The organism is Lysinibacillus sp. FSL L8-0312, from assembly GCF_038003285.1.
Lineage (GTDB): Bacteria > Bacillota > Bacilli > Bacillales_A > Planococcaceae > Lysinibacillus > Lysinibacillus fusiformis_D.
This window is the reverse complement of sequence record NZ_JBBOOV010000001.1, coordinates 2,677,659-2,694,140: the sequence shown is the minus strand read 5'-3', so window position 1 is coordinate 2,694,140 and position 16,482 is coordinate 2,677,659. Positions and strand designations below refer to the sequence as shown.

16 protein-coding genes and 1 tRNA gene are annotated in these 16,482 nt (G+C 38.2%); 11 read left to right on the top strand and 6 right to left on the bottom strand.

The annotated features are described in order from the left end of the window. Positions 1–390 precede the first annotated feature (390 nt). The 4 genes from MHI22_RS13565 to opp3b are packed head-to-tail and all read right to left on the bottom strand — an operon-like array spanning position 391 to position 4,715. Positions 391–756 carry a DUF3899 domain-containing protein gene (locus MHI22_RS13565; RefSeq protein WP_340812215.1) on the bottom strand — a complete coding sequence of 122 codons (366 nt, stop codon included), beginning with the start codon at positions 754–756 and terminating at the stop codon, positions 391–393. Next, positions 753–2,744, bottom strand: a complete 1,992-nt coding sequence (locus MHI22_RS13560) for an ABC transporter ATP-binding protein (RefSeq protein ID WP_089934215.1) — start codon at positions 2,742–2,744, stop codon at positions 753–755. Before MHI22_RS13560 ends, MHI22_RS13565 begins: the two co-directional genes overlap by 4 nt. Positions 2,745–2,757: 13 nt before the next feature. Then, positions 2,758–3,789, bottom strand: coding sequence for an oligopeptide ABC transporter permease (gene opp3C, locus MHI22_RS13555; RefSeq protein WP_340812213.1), 1,032 nt, complete (start codon positions 3,787–3,789; stop codon positions 2,758–2,760). After that, entirely contained in the window at positions 3,786–4,715 is a 930-nt protein-coding gene (gene opp3b, locus MHI22_RS13550; protein ID WP_058843570.1) for an oligopeptide ABC transporter permease, read from the bottom strand. Before opp3b ends, opp3C begins: the two co-directional genes overlap by 4 nt. 149 nt (positions 4,716–4,864) lie before the next feature. Here opp3b and MHI22_RS13545 point away from each other — a divergent pair. From MHI22_RS13545 to tsaD, 6 genes are all read left to right on the top strand, one after another. Next, a tRNA-Asp gene (locus tag MHI22_RS13545) sits at positions 4,865–4,940 on the top strand. A gap of 470 nt (positions 4,941–5,410) precedes the next feature. After that, a complete protein-coding gene (locus MHI22_RS13540) occupies positions 5,411–5,749 on the top strand; it encodes a hypothetical protein (protein WP_036119013.1) in 339 nt (112 codons plus the stop codon). 185 nt (positions 5,750–5,934) lie between these two features. Continuing rightward, positions 5,935–6,384: a tRNA (adenosine(37)-N6)-threonylcarbamoyltransferase complex ATPase subunit type 1 TsaE gene (gene tsaE / locus MHI22_RS13535; RefSeq protein WP_036119017.1), complete on the top strand. Its 450-nt coding sequence runs from the start codon at positions 5,935–5,937 to the stop codon at positions 6,382–6,384. Continuing rightward, positions 6,381–7,088, top strand: a complete 708-nt coding sequence (gene tsaB, locus MHI22_RS13530) for a tRNA (adenosine(37)-N6)-threonylcarbamoyltransferase complex dimerization subunit type 1 TsaB (RefSeq protein WP_058843571.1) — start codon at positions 6,381–6,383, stop codon at positions 7,086–7,088. The genes tsaE and tsaB overlap by 4 nt, the downstream gene beginning before the upstream one ends. Then, positions 7,081–7,533, top strand: coding sequence for a ribosomal protein S18-alanine N-acetyltransferase (gene rimI, locus MHI22_RS13525; protein ID WP_058843572.1), 453 nt, complete (start codon positions 7,081–7,083; stop codon positions 7,531–7,533). The genes tsaB and rimI overlap by 8 nt, the downstream gene beginning before the upstream one ends. After that, complete coding sequence (gene tsaD, locus MHI22_RS13520) at positions 7,533–8,549, top strand: tRNA (adenosine(37)-N6)-threonylcarbamoyltransferase complex transferase subunit TsaD (protein WP_340812212.1); 1,017 nt, start codon at positions 7,533–7,535, stop codon at positions 8,547–8,549. The genes rimI and tsaD overlap by 1 nt, the downstream gene beginning before the upstream one ends. 441 nt (positions 8,550–8,990) lie before the next feature. Here tsaD and MHI22_RS13515 read toward each other — a convergent pair whose 3' ends face one another. Further along, positions 8,991–10,934 carry an ABC transporter ATP-binding protein gene (locus MHI22_RS13515; RefSeq protein ID WP_340812211.1) on the bottom strand — a complete coding sequence of 648 codons (1,944 nt, stop codon included), beginning with the start codon at positions 10,932–10,934 and terminating at the stop codon, positions 8,991–8,993. 253 nt (positions 10,935–11,187) lie between these two features. On the opposite strand from MHI22_RS13515, the gene MHI22_RS13510 reads away from it, so the two are divergent. The 3 genes from MHI22_RS13510 (at position 11,188) to tatC (ending at position 13,016) form a co-directional block, all read left to right on the top strand. Further along, the gene (locus MHI22_RS13510) at positions 11,188–11,823 is read left to right on the top strand and encodes a redox-sensing transcriptional repressor Rex (RefSeq protein ID WP_036119002.1); all 636 of its coding nucleotides are present in this window, start codon (positions 11,188–11,190) and stop codon (positions 11,821–11,823) included. A 165-nt stretch (positions 11,824–11,988) separates the two neighbouring features. Next, positions 11,989–12,174 (top strand): twin-arginine translocase TatA/TatE family subunit, encoded by a 186-nt coding sequence (locus tag MHI22_RS13505; RefSeq protein ID WP_010857065.1) that lies wholly within the window; start codon positions 11,989–11,991, stop codon positions 12,172–12,174. A gap of 17 nt (positions 12,175–12,191) precedes the next feature. Beyond that, positions 12,192–13,016 carry a twin-arginine translocase subunit TatC gene (tatC, locus tag MHI22_RS13500; RefSeq protein ID WP_036119000.1) on the top strand — a complete coding sequence of 275 codons (825 nt, stop codon included), beginning with the start codon at positions 12,192–12,194 and terminating at the stop codon, positions 13,014–13,016. Positions 13,017–13,093: 77 nt separating this feature from the next. Here tatC and MHI22_RS13495 read toward each other — a convergent pair whose 3' ends face one another. Next, complete coding sequence (locus tag MHI22_RS13495; protein WP_058843575.1) at positions 13,094–13,858, bottom strand: CPBP family intramembrane glutamic endopeptidase; 765 nt, start codon at positions 13,856–13,858, stop codon at positions 13,094–13,096. 171 nt (positions 13,859–14,029) lie between these two features. Between MHI22_RS13495 and groES the strand changes: the two genes are divergently transcribed. Further along, the gene (gene groES, locus MHI22_RS13490; RefSeq protein ID WP_004224358.1) at positions 14,030–14,314 is read left to right on the top strand and encodes a co-chaperone GroES; all 285 of its coding nucleotides are present in this window, start codon (positions 14,030–14,032) and stop codon (positions 14,312–14,314) included. Between the two features lie 130 nt (positions 14,315–14,444). Next, the gene (groL, locus tag MHI22_RS13485; protein WP_058843576.1) at positions 14,445–16,076 is read left to right on the top strand and encodes a chaperonin GroEL; all 1,632 of its coding nucleotides are present in this window, start codon (positions 14,445–14,447) and stop codon (positions 16,074–16,076) included. The last annotated feature ends 406 nt before the right edge of the window (positions 16,077–16,482 follow it).

Genomic DNA, 16,482 nt, shown 5'->3' with positions numbered 1-16,482 from the left:
TTTTCATGTTGTTGAAAAAGGGCGATGTCAACGGCAGAAAAAGCTATTTTGAAAGGCGAGGGGGGTGATTTCCGTTCCGCCAGCGTCCGATGAGCTGCTTCACTCACTGCGTTTGCTCCAGAGTCTCGCCATATGCAAAAGCGTCTTTCCTTATCTTTCATACGAGGCGTAGCGAGCAAAATAGCCCATTATTTGTAGATAGCCTCTTATTTTCAATGTGGAGAAGTGATGAGTGACAACACCCCTCTACCAGACTTTATTTAAAAAACTTTGCTAAAAAGAAACATTTGAGCGAAGCGGCTCGGCGCTCAACCACAGGAAAGCAATTAACCTGCAACGGAAATCCTTTTTCACCTTTCACAAAATTCTATTGATGGTTTTGTTTTTCATTTATAGATAGAAAACTATCGATAAAATGGCTGTTGCGGAACAGCCAAGTATACCCGCTAGTAATAGTGGATAAGTGAAGGTGTAGGAAGGTGCATGAACAAATTCTAAATCTCCATCTAATTCAAAGGCATAGGCACCATTTTTAGTGACACGTGCAAAAAAACGTTTAAAACTATAGGCGATACCATTAAAAAGCCCACCTTGCACAACAAATAATGATGCACCTACAATAGTGAATGAAAGTGAAATAAGGAAAATATTGTTGATCAATGTTAAAAAAGTTATTGGTTGATGGAGGAGCCAAGTATAGCTAAGGGAACTTATGACAATACAGCTAGCAAGTAGGGCTGTGACCTTTATATTCAAAGTGATATACCTCCTTCTTGTGCTAGACGGTATTGGACAAGCTCTTCTTCTGTCAGCATAACAAAGTGACCAGGCCGTATCTCTACAAAGCTTTCACTCTCATAATTTCTGCTAGCTTGATAGGTAGCTTCATTAAAAATAATGCGTTTGCGTTCTCGCTCTAACTTAGGATCTGGCAATGGAATGGCTGATAATAATGACTTCGTATAAGGGTGTACTGGGTGATCATAGAGCTCTTGACTGTCTGCTAGCTCAACGATTTTTCCTCGATACATCACACCAATACGATCACTAATATATTTCACCATCGACAAGTCATGTGCAATAAAAAGATAGGTCAATCCACGTTCCTTTTGTAACTTTTTCAGTAGATTCACTATTTGTGCCTGGATGGACACGTCCAACGCAGAAATAGGTTCATCTGCAATGATGAGCTCAGGTTCTACAGCAAGAGCACGTGCAATACCAATCCTCTGACGTTGTCCACCACTAAGCTCGTGAGGATAACGGTTTGCATACTCCTTTGTTAATCCTACTATTTTTAATAGCTCATATATTTTGGGCTTCCATTCACTTTTTGGTACTTCATGGATGGCCAATCCTTCTGCAATAATATCCGCTATTTTCATACGCGGATTAAGGGAAGAATAGGGATCTTGGAAAATCATTTGCACCTTGCTATTGAAAGTTAGTTTGTCTTTTTTTGTTTGATTGTCATTGATATTACGACCATCAACGTGAATTTCTCCGCTAGTAATCGAATTGAGTCCAATTATGGAACGTCCAGTTGTAGATTTACCACATCCTGATTCTCCCACTAGACCAAAAATTTCTCCTTTATAAATATCGAACGTAATGCCATCAACAGCTTTATTAACAGTGTTTTTTCCTAAAGAAAAGTGCTGCTTGACCTCCTTTAATGATAAATATGGATGTTCTTTATCGAATACAGTGGGTGCTTTACTTTTCTCTTGCTGTACCTGTGTAGGTTGTTGATGAATCGGTACTATTTTAGGTGCGTGTTTATGCAATAACCAAGTTGCTGCGAAATGAGTGTCGCTTATTTGAAACATCGGTGGCTCCTCTATAAAGTCAATTTTCAATGCATGTTTATTACGAGCTGCAAAGGCATCTCCAGTAGGTGGCTGAAGCAGGTTTGGTGGTGTTCCTGGAATGGCATACAATGAATTGGTATCAATATCTGGATTAGGCATGGCTGCAAGTAGGCCTTGTGTATAAGGATGTTGACAATGATAAAAAATTTCATCAACTAAGCCAATTTCAATTATTTTTCCAGCATACATAACAGCAACACGATCAGCCATTTTGGCGACAACACCTAAATCATGGGTAATAAAGATAATCGATAAATTCATTTTTTGTTGTATGTTTTTTAGTAATTCTAAAATTTGTGCTTGGATCGAAACATCTAGTGCTGTAGTAGGCTCATCGGCAATAATGATGCGCGGCTCACAAGCTAGCGCCATGGCAATCACTATTCGTTGGCGCATCCCTCCAGAAAATTGGTGTGGGTACTGTTTATATCGTTTATCAGCTTCTTTAATACCGACTAGTTGCAATAGTTCTATAACACGGTTAGTAATTTGTTGGCCACGTAAAGTTGTATGTTTCTTTATACTTTCTGCTATTTGGCGACCAATCGTCATCGTAGGGTTTAAAGCAGTCATTGGATCTTGAAATATCATGGCTATTTCAGCTCCACGAATTGCTCGGATTTTTTGCTCACTGCAAGTAAAAATATTATGTCCGTTATATAAAATGTGTCCACTTTTTAATATCGTTGTCTCAGTTGGATTGAGGCGAAGAAGGCTTTTAGAAGTAACTGATTTTCCTGAGCCAGACTCGCCTACAATGGCTAAGGTTTCACCTTCAAATAAATCAAATGAAATGTTGCGTACTGCTTGTACCTCACCGTTGTATGTGTTGAATGAGACACTTAAATTTTTCACTTCTAATATTTTTTTCATTTAGAGCATCTCCTTATTTACGAGTTTTTGGATCGAATGCATCACGCAGTCCATCCCCGAGTAAATTAAAGCTAATCATAATCAAGCTAATGACAATAGATGAAACAATCATGCCATGTGGATAAATTCGTAGTAATTTATACGAATCATTGACAATTGTTCCTAAAGAAGCTGTTGGAGGCTGTAGCCCTAATCCGATGAAGCTTAATAATGCTTCCGTGAAAATGGCTCCTGGAATAGTAAACGTAGTTGCAACAATAATTGGCCCAAGCGTGTTGGGAATTAAATGCTTCCAAATGAGACGTTGGTTACTAGCACCAAGTGTCCGTGAAGCAAGCACATATTCATATGATTTTAACTTCAATATTTGTGCTCGAACAATTCGAGCCATACTGATCCAGCCTACAATCACCATTGCAATCGTAATCGAAATAATCCCTGGCTTTAAAATAAGAATCAAAAGTATGTTCACAATTAGGCCAGGGATACCAACTAACACTTCAATAATACGTTGCATGATATTATCTGTCCGACCACCATAAAATGCTGAGACAGCCCCATAGGCAACCCCTATAATGAGATCGATGGTTGCTGCTAAAAAAGCAATATAAAGAGAAATTCGTGTTCCTTCCCATATACGCGTCCAAAGATCTCGACCTAATTCATCTGTACCAAACCAAAAATATTCTGCAATCCCTTTTGCTTCATATTGGTCTACGCCTCGGCTATCAACACCATTCAAGCCTAGGAAAGAAATATTCTCAAGGACAGGAATTTTTGGAGGTAAATTAGTGCGCGCAATATTTTGTTCATCATAACCGTGGCTATTCATAAAAGGGCCGAAAATGGCAAGTAATATAACGACGATAATAGTACATAACCCAACAATAGCTGCTTTATTTTTCCGCAAACCACGCCATGCATCTTGCCAAAATGATTGCTCAGGACGATAGGTGATATCATCCGTAATATCAGTTTGCGATGCATATTCAAATAACTCCTTTGAATAGCTCTTAGTTATACCTTCTGTCAATTTTATAGTCATGCCTTATCGCCTCCTGTCACACGGATTCGGGGATCAATCAACCCGTATAAAATATCGATGATTAAAATAACGGTTACAAATAGCACCGCATAAAAAATAGTTGTTCCCATAATTAGCTGATAATCGTTGGTAATAATAGAATTAACAAACTGCTCACCTAAACCTGGAATACTGAATATCTTTTCAATAACAAGTGAACCAGTAATAGTGTTAACAGTTAACGGACCAATAATAGTCACGATTGGAATCATGGCATTTCGAATACCATGTTTTGTAATGATAAAAGGGTTTGATAAACCTTTGGCTTTTGCGGTTAAGATGTATTCTTGACTAAGTACTTCTAGCATTTCAATGCGCGTGAAACGGGCAATTGTAGCAACTACTCCAACTGCTAAAGCAATCGTTGGTAAAATAGAATATTCAAAGCCATTCCAAAAGGCAATGGGTAGCCAGCCTAGTTTAACGCCAACCCAATATTGTAGAAAGCCTGCAAAGACAAACGATGGAATCGATATACCTAGTACGGCTAGTATTGTGGCTCCATAATCAATAATAGTGTTATGTTTTAGAGCCGCTATAATTCCTAATAAAAGCCCAATAATTGTTCCCACTATAATGGCTTGAAAGCCCAAAATTGCCGATGCACCGATACGTTCCTGAATAATTTTAGTCACTGGTCGATTATCAAAGACAAAAGAAACTCCTAAATCTCCTTGTACAAGATTCGTTAAATAAATGCCAAATTGCACAGGAACAGGCTTGTCTAACCCATATTTTTTGTAAAGTAGCTCTTTTTGAGGCTCCGGAAGACGCTCATCATTAAATGGTGAACCTGGCAAAGCTTTCATTAATAAAAATGACAGTAGAATAATAATAAAAAGGGTAATGATCATATAACCAATTCGTGTAAATATGTACCGAACCATGGCACCAACCTCCTACTAAATAGTGTTGTTAAAACTATTAATTTATTTGCAAGATCGATGCCAATTGCAGAAATTATGAGAAGAAAAAATATGAAAATATATATTGCATAGCTTTTTACTATATGATATATTTATAAATGTCTTAAAGAGGTCCCGTGGTGTAGCGGTTAACATGCCTGCCTGTCACGCAGGAGATCGCCGGTTCGATCCCGGTCGGGACCGCCATTTAAAATTGATATGATCGCTCTTATGTACTGCTACAGTCATAAGAGCTTTTTTTATTTAATAATGATTTTCTTTCAACTTAGCATTTGAGCATGAAATGCATTCAAGCTTATGTTGAAATTGTGAAAGCATCATTTTATAAAGACCCAGTTCATAGGGTAGAAACATAGAGGCTAAAAGCTTTACAATTTCTGAAGCCTTTATGACCAACCTCCCATTGGTTTTAATAAAATAACATCTATTGCCCTAAATAACGCCTCTACTGCTACTAAAAAATCACCCAATCCCAGTGAAGTTAATTGAATTATTGACATGAGCCTAACTTATTGCATATTTTTAACATTATCTAAAAATAGTAAAAATTACCGATAAATGAGGGCGTTTTTATAAGGTAAAATGAGATATGTTTCTAAAATAAAAATTAGGGGTAAAAATTTAGAAGTAATCGGATTGGCTACGGAGGTGTTTATATGAGCAAAGACCATTTCTTAAAACGTCTTTATTTACCTTTGCTTATTGGTTCCATGATTATGATGGTAGGCTGTGGAGATCCTATTATAGAGATTGAAGAAGCAAATACGTATCACTGGCAAAAAAATATGAACGAAGTAGAATTTGAGAAATTAAAAAATGATATGTCATATATTGAGGTAGTAGAGACAGCAGGCGGCGCAGGTAAAAAGGTTAAAAATAATGAATATCGTTGGAATGATGAAACCCTGTTGACTCAGGCTTATATAGTGAAATTTAAGGATGATAAATTAATTGCTAAAGAGATCATAGCTGTAAAAGGTCATTCCAATAGATAGTTGACACGTCTTCATAAGAGAAGACGTGTTTTTGTTTGCATTTAGGTTACCTAACTATTGTCATCACAGAACAGGGCTTTTTAACAAGCACAATCAAAGCAGGTATAATTGATATTGGATGCTTTGAACATTTTCGTTAGTTTAGGTAAACTAGAGGTAATGTAGTGATGAGAGGAAAAAAGAATATGTATGAAATAATCATGAATTCAGTTGATGATACAGAACGTTTCGCCATTAAACTTGCCAATATACTAGAAGCTCAAGATACGATTACATTAGAAGGGGATCTAGGTGCTGGCAAGACAACATTTACGAAAGCCTTGGCAAAGGGACTTGGGGTCAAACGAACAGTCAACAGTCCAACATTTACGATTGTTAAGCAGTATGAGGGGAGATTACCGTTTAATCATTTAGATGTGTATAGGTTAGCAGAAAGTGATGAAGACCTAGGCTGGGATGAGCTGTTTTATGGAGATGCAGTTTCAGTGGTCGAATGGGCGCATTTAATTGAACAGGATTTGCCACAGGATCGCTTAGCGATAGAGATTTACCGAATCGGAGAAAATGAACGACGCTTTGTGTTAATACCTCGTGGAGAACGCTATGAGGCACTATGTGAGGAGCTAATGAAATGATTTGGTTAGGAATAGAAACAGCAAATACACCACTCTCCATTGCAGTTGTGAAGGATGGCAAAGTGGTGGCCGAGATGGTACAAAACATAAAATTAACGCATTCTGCAGGTGCAATGCCGGCGATTGAAGAAATCTTGGCACGAATAGGTTTAAAACCGAATGACTTGGATGTGATTGCAGTGTCTGAAGGGCCAGGTTCTTATACAGGTGTTCGTATAGGCGTGACATTAGCAAAAACCCTAGCATGGACATTACAGAAGCCTTTAGTTGGTGTATCTAGCTTAAAGACATTGGCTGCTAATGCTGCTCTTTACAACGGATTGATTTGCCCAATTATTGATGCTAGAAGAGGCAATGTCTACACAGCTGTTTATCAGGGCGAGACATTAGAGGCCCTTGTGGAGGATCATCATGTACATATTGATGATTTATTAGTGCGTTTAAAGGCATTAGAGGCGCCTATTCTATTTGTAGGAACAGATGTTGATATATTTTGGAAGAATATTGAACAGGTGCTTGGTGATACAGCAGTACGTGCACCATTTAGTTTTGACTTGCCACGCGCAACGGAAGTCATTCGTGTAGCAACGAAATTAGAGTTACCTAGAGTCGAAGCTATCCATCACTTTGTTCCACAATATAAACGGATTGCAGAAGCTGAGGCGAACTGGCTGAAAGAACAGAAGGAGAAGGAACATGAGTAGGAATGTAACTTATCGTAAAATGGTTTCTGACGATGTGCCAACGGTTTATGAAATTGAAGTGACTTCATTTCCAGTGCCATGGACGTTAGATTCCTTTTACTACGAAGTGCATGAAAATCAGTATGCGCATTATGTGCTGGCTATAGATGAAAATGACAGTATTATTGGTTTTTGTGGGATGTGGATGGTCATAGATGCAGCTCAAATTACAAATGTAGCTGTTATTGAGGAGGCACGTGGCCGAGGGATAGGCGAGGGGTTAATGCGTGAGGCGATGCAAATAGCTCGTTTACATGGAATGGAGGTCATGACGTTAGAGGTACGTGTAACAAATATGGTTGCACAAAATCTCTATCGCAAGCTTCAATTCCAAGATGGTGGCATACGGAAAGGCTATTATACTGATAACGGGGAGGATGCCCTTGTCATGTGGGTGAATTTATAATGAATAATGTATTGATATTAGCAATAGAATCAAGTTGTGATGAAACAGCTGCAGCGATTATTCGAAATGGTCATGAAATTGTGTCGAATGTTGTGGCTTCTCAAATAGAAAGTCATAAGCGATTTGGTGGGGTTGTACCTGAAATTGCATCACGTCATCATGTTGAACAAATTACAGTAGTAATAGAAGAAGCACTGGCACAAGCTAATTTAAAGCCAGCCGATTTAGATGCAGTTGCTGTTACAGAGGGCCCAGGTCTTGTAGGGGCATTATTGATTGGCATTAACGCAGCTAAGGCTTTTGCTTTTGCTAACAGCTTGCCGATTGTTGGCGTCCACCATATTGCAGGACATATTTATGCCAATGCACTTGTTCAGCCAATGGAATTTCCTTTGTTGGCACTTGTCGTATCAGGTGGTCATACAGAGCTTGTTTATATGAAGGAACATGGCTCCTTTGAGGTCATTGGTGAAACACGAGATGATGCAGCTGGTGAAGCCTATGATAAAGTGGCACGCGTTTTAAACTTACCTTATCCAGGTGGACCACGTATTGATCAGCTTGCTCATGAGGGTGAAGAGGCTGTCCCTTTTCCAAGAGTTTGGTTAGAGGAGGGTTCTTATGATTTTAGCTTTAGTGGCTTAAAATCAGCAGTTATCAATTATAAACACAATATGGATCAACGAGGCGAAGCTATTTCGCCAGCAGCCGTTGCTAAAGGTTTTCAGGAAAGTGTTGTCGAAGTACTGACAGCGAAAACATTGCGTGCTGCTCGCGAATATCAGGTGAAGCAAGTCATAGCAGCTGGTGGTGTAGCAGCGAATAAAGGTCTGCGAAGCGCTTTAGAGGCTGTATTTGCCGAGGAAGGTATCCCATTTTTTGTACCACCACTCAAATTGTGTACAGATAATGCGGCAATGATTGGAGCAGCAGCCATGCCAATGTTTGAGGCGGGGGTTCGAGGAAACTTAATGATGAATGGACGTCCCGGAATGGAGTTAAAATCTTGGGTGTAGCAGTAAATGAAGGAGGTATCTTATTGAAGATATCTCTTTTTTTGATTGTCGAAAATTTGTTGATAAAAAATGAACGTTGCGAAGAGAATAATAATATTCAACACGTTAATTGACAAATTTTTCAGAAAATTATCCACAGGTAATGGAGCGAACTAAGTACCGAACACGCGTACTTATGCACAATATGTTGATAACTTGTGCATAACTTGTGATTATTCAATATATAGTAGCATGTTTTACAAGGGATGATGTGGATAAAATAATTTTTGATTGTGGACAATGTGGAAAACTCTGTTGATATGTTGGTATTACTAGATTTATAGTGTGTATAAAACTGTGGGCACTTTTTGTCGAAAAATAGCACTTGACCAATATATATGAAAAATAAAGGTGTGTAAAGAAAAAAGCCATGCGGCGAGGCACATGGCTTAAAATCAGTAACTACATATTCATATTTTCAAGTTCCTCATTTAGCTCTAACCATTCTAATTCCAATCGCTCATGCTGTTCTTTAGCAATAGCTAATTCGTCTTGAAGCTGTGAAATTTTTTCGTGATCCGTGAAAATTGCAGGGTCACAGAGAGCTTCCTCGAGCCTATCAATGCTAGCTGTCGTTTCTTGCATCTTCACTTCTAGTTCTTCAATAGTACGTCTAATTTGACGTTCGCGTTTTTTTGCCTCTTTATCAATTTTAGAGGTAGAAGTCTTATCAGGTAGGTCTTGCTGTACTTGTAGTTGGGAGGCAGCCTTCATTTGCGCTAGCTCCAACAGTTCCTGTTTTTTCTCTACATAATAATCATAGTCACCTAAATATTCAAATGATCCAGTTCCAGACAACTCCACCACTTTCGTTGTGATACGATTAATGAAGTAGCGGTCATGGGAGACAAATAGAAGCGTTCCAGGATAATCAATCAGTGCATTTTCCAGAACCTCTTTACTATCTAAGTCTAGATGGTTTGTAGGTTCGTCGAGAATTAAAAAATTGGCCTTTTGCATCATTAATTTTGAGAGTGCAAGGCGTGCTTTTTCACCGCCTGATAAAGAGGATACGGTTTTATCCACATCTTCTCCACTAAATAGGAAGCGTCCTAAGACAGTGCGAATATCTTTTTCATTCATGAGCGGCCATTCATCCCATAGCTCTTTCAAGACACTTTTATTGCTTGAAAGCTTTGCTTGCTCTTGATCATAATAGCCAATTTGTACATTAGTACCATAACGAATAGCACCTGCAAGAGGTGTTAAATCTTTCACAATTGTTTTTAATAATGTTGATTTACCAACCCCATTTGGTCCAACAAGGGCTATCCGATCCTCGCGAAAAGTGCGCAGGTTAATACCACTAGATATTAGCTGATCATCATAGCCGATTGTTAAATCATCGACGGATAAAACATCATTACCACTTTGACGTTCGATAGTAAAACCAAAACTAGCGGATTTCTCATCACCATCTGGCGATTCCATCCACTCAGTTCGTTCAAGCATTTTACGTCGACTTTGTGCCATTTTTGTTGTAGAGGCACGTGCAATATTCTTTTGGATAAAATCCTCTAGCTTGGCCTTTTCATCTTGCTGACGCTCAAAAAGTTTGACATCGCGTTCATAGGTTTTAGCCTTTTCATCTAAATAAGCACTGTAATTGCCTGTATATTTTGTAACACGATGACGTGACACCTCGTAGACAATGGAAACGACTTGGTCTAAGAAGTAGCGGTCATGGGAAACAATTAAAATAGCTCCTTCATAGCTCTTTAAATAAGATTCCAACCAAGATAATGTTTCGATATCTAAATGGTTCGTAGGCTCATCGAGAATTAAAAGGTCTGGTTTACTAAGTAAAAGCTTAGCCAGTGCTAAACGTGTGCGTTGTCCACCAGATAGTGAGCTGATGGGTTTATCATAGTCTTCGGGATAGAACTGCATTCCATGAAGCACTGAACGTATGTCCGATTCATATTGATAGCCGCCAGCATCCTTAAAAGTATGCTGTAGTTGATCGTATTCCGACATAACTTTCGCATACAGAGTGGAATTTTCGTAAACGGTAGGATCAGCCATCTGCTGTTCGAGCGAGCGGAGCGTTTGTTCTTGAGCTAAAAGCGGTTCGAAAATGGTCATCATTTCATCCCAAATAGTTAACGTAGAATTTAATCCAGCATGTTGCTCTAAATAGCCAACCTGAACGCCCTTTGGGATAATGATATCCCCAGAGTCATAGGACATTTGACCAGCGATTATTTTTAATAAAGTCGATTTACCTGCACCGTTTCGCCCTACTAAGGCAACGCGATCACGGTGTTGAACCTCTAATTTAACACCACTTAAAATTTCATCTGCAAGAAAGGATTTAGTTAGTTGATTGACCTGTAAAACAATCATTCTTGACACCTCAATTCTACCTTAGTGTAATGGATGAACGATTTGCATGCAATGTAGGTGCTTTACTTATTCCTAGCAGTCATGTAAGATTGAAACGATTTCTTTTTAGTTAGTTGCGTACAAAGCGCCATTAACTAAAGAGAAATACGCTAGTGGATTGCAAAAATGTTGTATATAGTTAAGGATAAATGTATTAAAATTAGTAGTTAAATACAGTAAAATTGATTGAGGTTCATCATAAGGAGGAGAAAGTTTGAAACAAGAATTAAAAATTCCACAAGCCACTACAAAAAGACTTCCTCTTTACTATCGATTTATTCAAAACTTTGCACAAGAAGGTATGGAACGTATTTCGTCGAAGGAACTGAGTGAAGCGATGAAAATAGATTCTGCAACGATTCGCCGTGATTTTTCTTATTTTGGCGCTCTTGGTAAAAAGGGCTATGGCTATGATGTGCAGCATTTATTACAATTTTTTAGCCAGACGCTTGATCAACATGAAGCGACAAAAGTAGCGTTAATTGGCGTGGGGAATTTGGGCAGTGCATTATTAAAATATAATTTTCAAAAAAACCATAATACACATATTGTCGTAGCATTCGATTCTAAAGCACCGAAGGATGGCAAAATGATTAGTAATATTCCTGTTTTTCATCCAGATTTGCTGGAGGAGAAGTATGCTGAATACGGTGCAGAGCTTGCGATTTTAACCGTTTCACCACGCTCCGCACAAAAAATGGCGGATCGTTTAGCAGCAATGAATGCAAAAGGTATTTTAAACTTTACACCAGAACGGTTAACAGTACCAGATAGAATGCAGCTCTTAACCATTGATTTATCGGTAGAATTGCAAGCGCTTATCTATTTAATTCGTAATCAGGAAGTGTGAAAATAATACATATTTTTAAGTGTAATTCACCATTTCTGTCAAATAATATTTTTTAATAAAATGCGGGTAAACCTATGAGAGAGACGAAAAACTTTCACATATAATTAGTTAGCAAAATGGCGAAATATGCGTTAAAATGATGGATATAAAGAGGAGGTGGCTGTAATGGGTGGAATTGGTCCTATGAGCCTCATTATTATCGGAATTGTCGCGTTATTAATTTTTGGCCCTAAGAAGTTACCAGAGCTTGGTAAGGCATTTGGTTCAACACTACGTGAATTCAAAAATGCTACTAAAGGTTTAGCCGACGAAGATGATGATGACAAGAAAAAGAAAGAACTAGATAAGTAAGTTAGGATGTTTGAGGAATGAATCCAAAAGATCTAACTGTCATTGAGCATATAGAAGAATTAAGAAAACGGCTGTTCATTGTTGCCGTTTTCTTTGTTCTCGCTATGGCTGGCGGCTTTTTCGTCGCAAAGCCGCTTGTTAAATACCTTCAAATGACTGGAGCAAAATATAATATTGAGCTTCATGCATTTGACGTAGTCACACCACTTGCAATTTATATCCAAGTTGTTTTTATAATTGCCTTTATTCTTTCATCGCCAGTGTTGATGTATCAATTGTGGTCGTTTATTAGCCCTGGATTAAGAGAAGTAGAACGTAAAGCCACTCTAAGCTATATACCATATTCATTTCTATTGTTTATTGCAGGGTTATCTTTTTCGTACTTTTTACTCTTCCCGTATGTCATAAAATTCATGATGAATTTATCGAATGATTTGGAGATACAGCAAACCATTGGTATACATGAGTATTTTACATTTTTGTTTAAGCTTACAATACCTTTTGGTTTTCTATTCCAGTTACCGATTGTTGTTTTATTCTTTTCGCGAATTGGTATATTAAGTCCAGATTTACTAATTCGAATTCGTAAATATTCATACTTTGGTTTATTTGTATGTGCAGCGATTATTGCACCGCCTGAGTTGGCGTCACATTTAATGGTTTCTGTGCCATTGTTTATCTTGTATGAAATTAGTATTATGATTTCTCGGATTGGTTATAAGAAATATCTTAAATCAGAGGAAATTCGTTTAAAAGAAGAACAGGAAGCGGAGCAAAAGCGTCAGATTGAAGAGGCGCTTGAGCAGCAACGACGACAAATAGAAGAATTGAATCAACAGTAATAGATAAAGCTCGGTGCCCTCAATGGGACACCGAGCTTTTGTGTTCTAATTCCGCTTTACGATGACTTTACAAAAAATTATTGCATTTTTTCTAGTTCTTGAAGAAACTTTTGCAATGGCTCTGCATAGAATTGTACAAGTGTCACAAATCCATTAAGCATAACGTGTGCGATAATAGAAGTCCAAATGCGTTTTGTTTTGTGATATAAAAAGGCAAATATTAAGCCACAAATGGTATAAAGCAAGATATGCGAGAAGTCGAAGTGGATAATCGCAAAGAATATGGCACTTACTATAGCCGCCACCCAGAAATTTGTTGTTTGGACAAGCGAGCCAAATATGACTCTGCGGAAGACGAATTCTTCTAAAATAGGCCCAAATACAACAATCGCTAATATAGCAACGGGAGCACCTTGAGCTATAGCGACGATATCTGCGGTATTTTGGGAACCTCCTTCGATACCGAAAACAGCCATCTCAATAGCGGCACCAATCATTTGACCAAAGAACACGAGGAAGAAACCGAAGATTCCCCAAACAATTGTAAGAGGGATCGTTTCCTTTTTTCCTTGATAAATGTTCCAAAAGGCTTTATCACGAGATGTTAGGATTAAGCTTAAAATGAGCGCAATAGCAAAACTAAGGGCAATATACCAGCCTTGAGTAATGGGAGCCGCTTGTTCAGAAGCTAGACCAGTTATCTTCATAACGAGCTTATGAAACGGTAAGAGCAGCCATCTGCTTGAAATCTGCATCAAGATATAAATTAATAAGACATACAGGGCTGTTTTTTTATGTTTCGTTATTTTTTGAGAATTAGTCACAGTCAAAATCCTTTCCATTCATATGCTTCCTTTCTATTGTAGAGGAATATGGAAAGAAAACAAAATTTTTCGAAGTTCTGGCTTGCAAAAAAAAGTGTGATTGATTATCATAATAATTGTGTTAGCACTCATTAATATAGAGTGCTAATAAATTTTAACAATTATTTAATTATTAGGAGGTTGTTTCACTTGTTAAGACCACTAGGAGATCGTATTGTAATTGAACTAATCGAGGTAGAAGAGAAATCTGCATTCGGTATTGTACTACCTGACTCTGCAAAAGAAAAACCACAAGAGGGTAAAGTAGTAGCAGTTGGGACAGGTCGTGTATTAGAGAACGGGCAACGTGTAGAGCTTGACGTTAAAGTTGACGACCGCATTATTTTCTCTAAATACGCTGGAACAGAAGTTAAATTTGAAGGTAATGAATACCTAATTTTACGCGAAAGCGATATTCTTGCAATTATTGAATAAGTACATTATTCACACCTTAAATAAAGGTGAAGGCTTATTGTTTGTTTAACGAAAATGACAATAAGATGAAATTGATATAAATATATTGAAGAAGCTTAACGAATATTCCATTTCAGGAGGGTAAATTCTCATGGCAAAAGATATTAAATTCTCAGAAGACGCTCGTTCATTAATGTTACAAGGTGTAGATAAATTAGCGAATACAGTAAAAGTAACATTAGGACCAAAAGGGCGTAATGTTGTTTTAGAAAAAAAATTCGGTTCACCACTTATTACAAATGATGGTGTAACAATCGCTAAAGAAATCGAGCTAGAAAACCCATATGAAAACATGGGGGCAAAATTAGTAGCAGAGGTTGCTTCTAAGACAAATGAAATCGCTGGTGACGGTACAACAACAGCAACAGTATTAGCACAAGCAATTATTCGTGAAGGCTTGAAAAACGTTACGGCTGGTGCAAATCCTGTAGGTATCCGCAAAGGTATTGATAAAGCAGTTGCTGCTGCACTTACAGAATTACACGCTATTTCTCGTCCAGTAAGCAATAAAGAAGAAATTGCACAAGTTGCTGCTATTTCTGCTGCAGATGATGAAGTTGGACAACTGATCGCTGAAGCAATGGAGCGTGTTGGTAACGACGGCGTTATTACAATCGAAGAATCTAAAGGCTTCACAACAGAACTTGATGTAGTAGAAGGTATGCAGTTTGACCGTGGCTATGCTTCACACTACATGGTAACTGACACAGATAAAATGGAAGCGGTTCTTGATAACCCATACATTTTAATTACTGATAAAAAAATTACAAACATTCAAGAAGTATTACCATTATTAGAACAAGTGGTACAACAAGGTCGTCCATTAGTAATCATTGCTGAAGACGTGGAAGGTGAAGCACTTGCAACGCTTGTTGTGAACAAGCTTCGTGGTACATTCAATGCTGTAGCAGTAAAAGCACCAGGCTTCGGTGATCGTCGTAAAGCAATGCTTGAAGATATCGCTATCCTAACTGGTGGTCAAGTAATTACTGAAGAATTAGGCTTAGACCTAAAATCAGCGGATATTTCTTCACTTGGACGTGCAGCAAAAGTTGTTGTAACAAAAGACAACACAACAATCGTTGAAGGTGTTGGCGGTGCAGACGCAATCGAAGGACGCATTGGTCAAATCCGTGCACAACTTGCTGAAACAACATCAGAATTCGATAAAGAAAAATTACAAGAACGTCTTGCAAAATTAGCAGGTGGCGTAGCAGTTATCAAAGTTGGTGCTGCAACAGAAACTGAGCTTAAAGAACGTAAACTGCGTATTGAAGATGCCCTAAACTCTACTCGTGCCGCTGTTGAAGAAGGTATCGTATCAGGTGGTGGTACAGCCCTTCTTAACGTCTATGCAGCAGTGGAAAAAGCAGCTGAATCAGTAGACGGCGACGTAGCTACAGGTGTGAAAATCGTTTTACGTGCTTTAGAAGAACCAGTTCGCCAAATCGCTAATAACGCTGGTCTTGAAGGTTCAATCATCGTGGATCGCCTAAAACGTGAAGAAGTTGGCATTGGTTTCAATGCAGCTACTGGCGAATGGGTAAACATGATGGAAGCAGGCGTAGTGGACCCAGCAAAAGTAACTCGTTCAGCTTTACAAAACGCAGCATCAGTTGCAGCGCTATTCTTAACAACAGAAGCAGTTGTAGCAGATATTCCAGAAGCAGCACCAGCAATGCCAGATATGAGTGGCATGGGCGGTATGCCAGGCATGATGTAAGTTTTAGTTTCAGCTAAAATTTTTGACTAAACATAACCACTTTCCATAACTTTATGGGAAGTGGTTTTTATAATGAATACCTTAAATGTACAGCGCTTGTAACAAGTATATCGTTCTATATTTGTCCCATTCAGTCCCCTTTTTCCAATGAGCTCTATTTATAGTCGATGATCCATTTAACAGCAGGGTGATTTCATCATAGCTCCAATAAATTGTTTAAATTTACCTCCATCATCGATTGCTGATTTTCCTGTTGCCTAACCTTTAGTCAAGGTAGTTAGGCGAGGGGGATTCCAATAGCAATTCTCCTATAGCTAATTCCTCTAGTTCCCAATGAGATAATCATAAACCAAATAAAACAGACCCATAGTCAAAAATAAAAGCGAGCATTTTCGCATTCAATTGT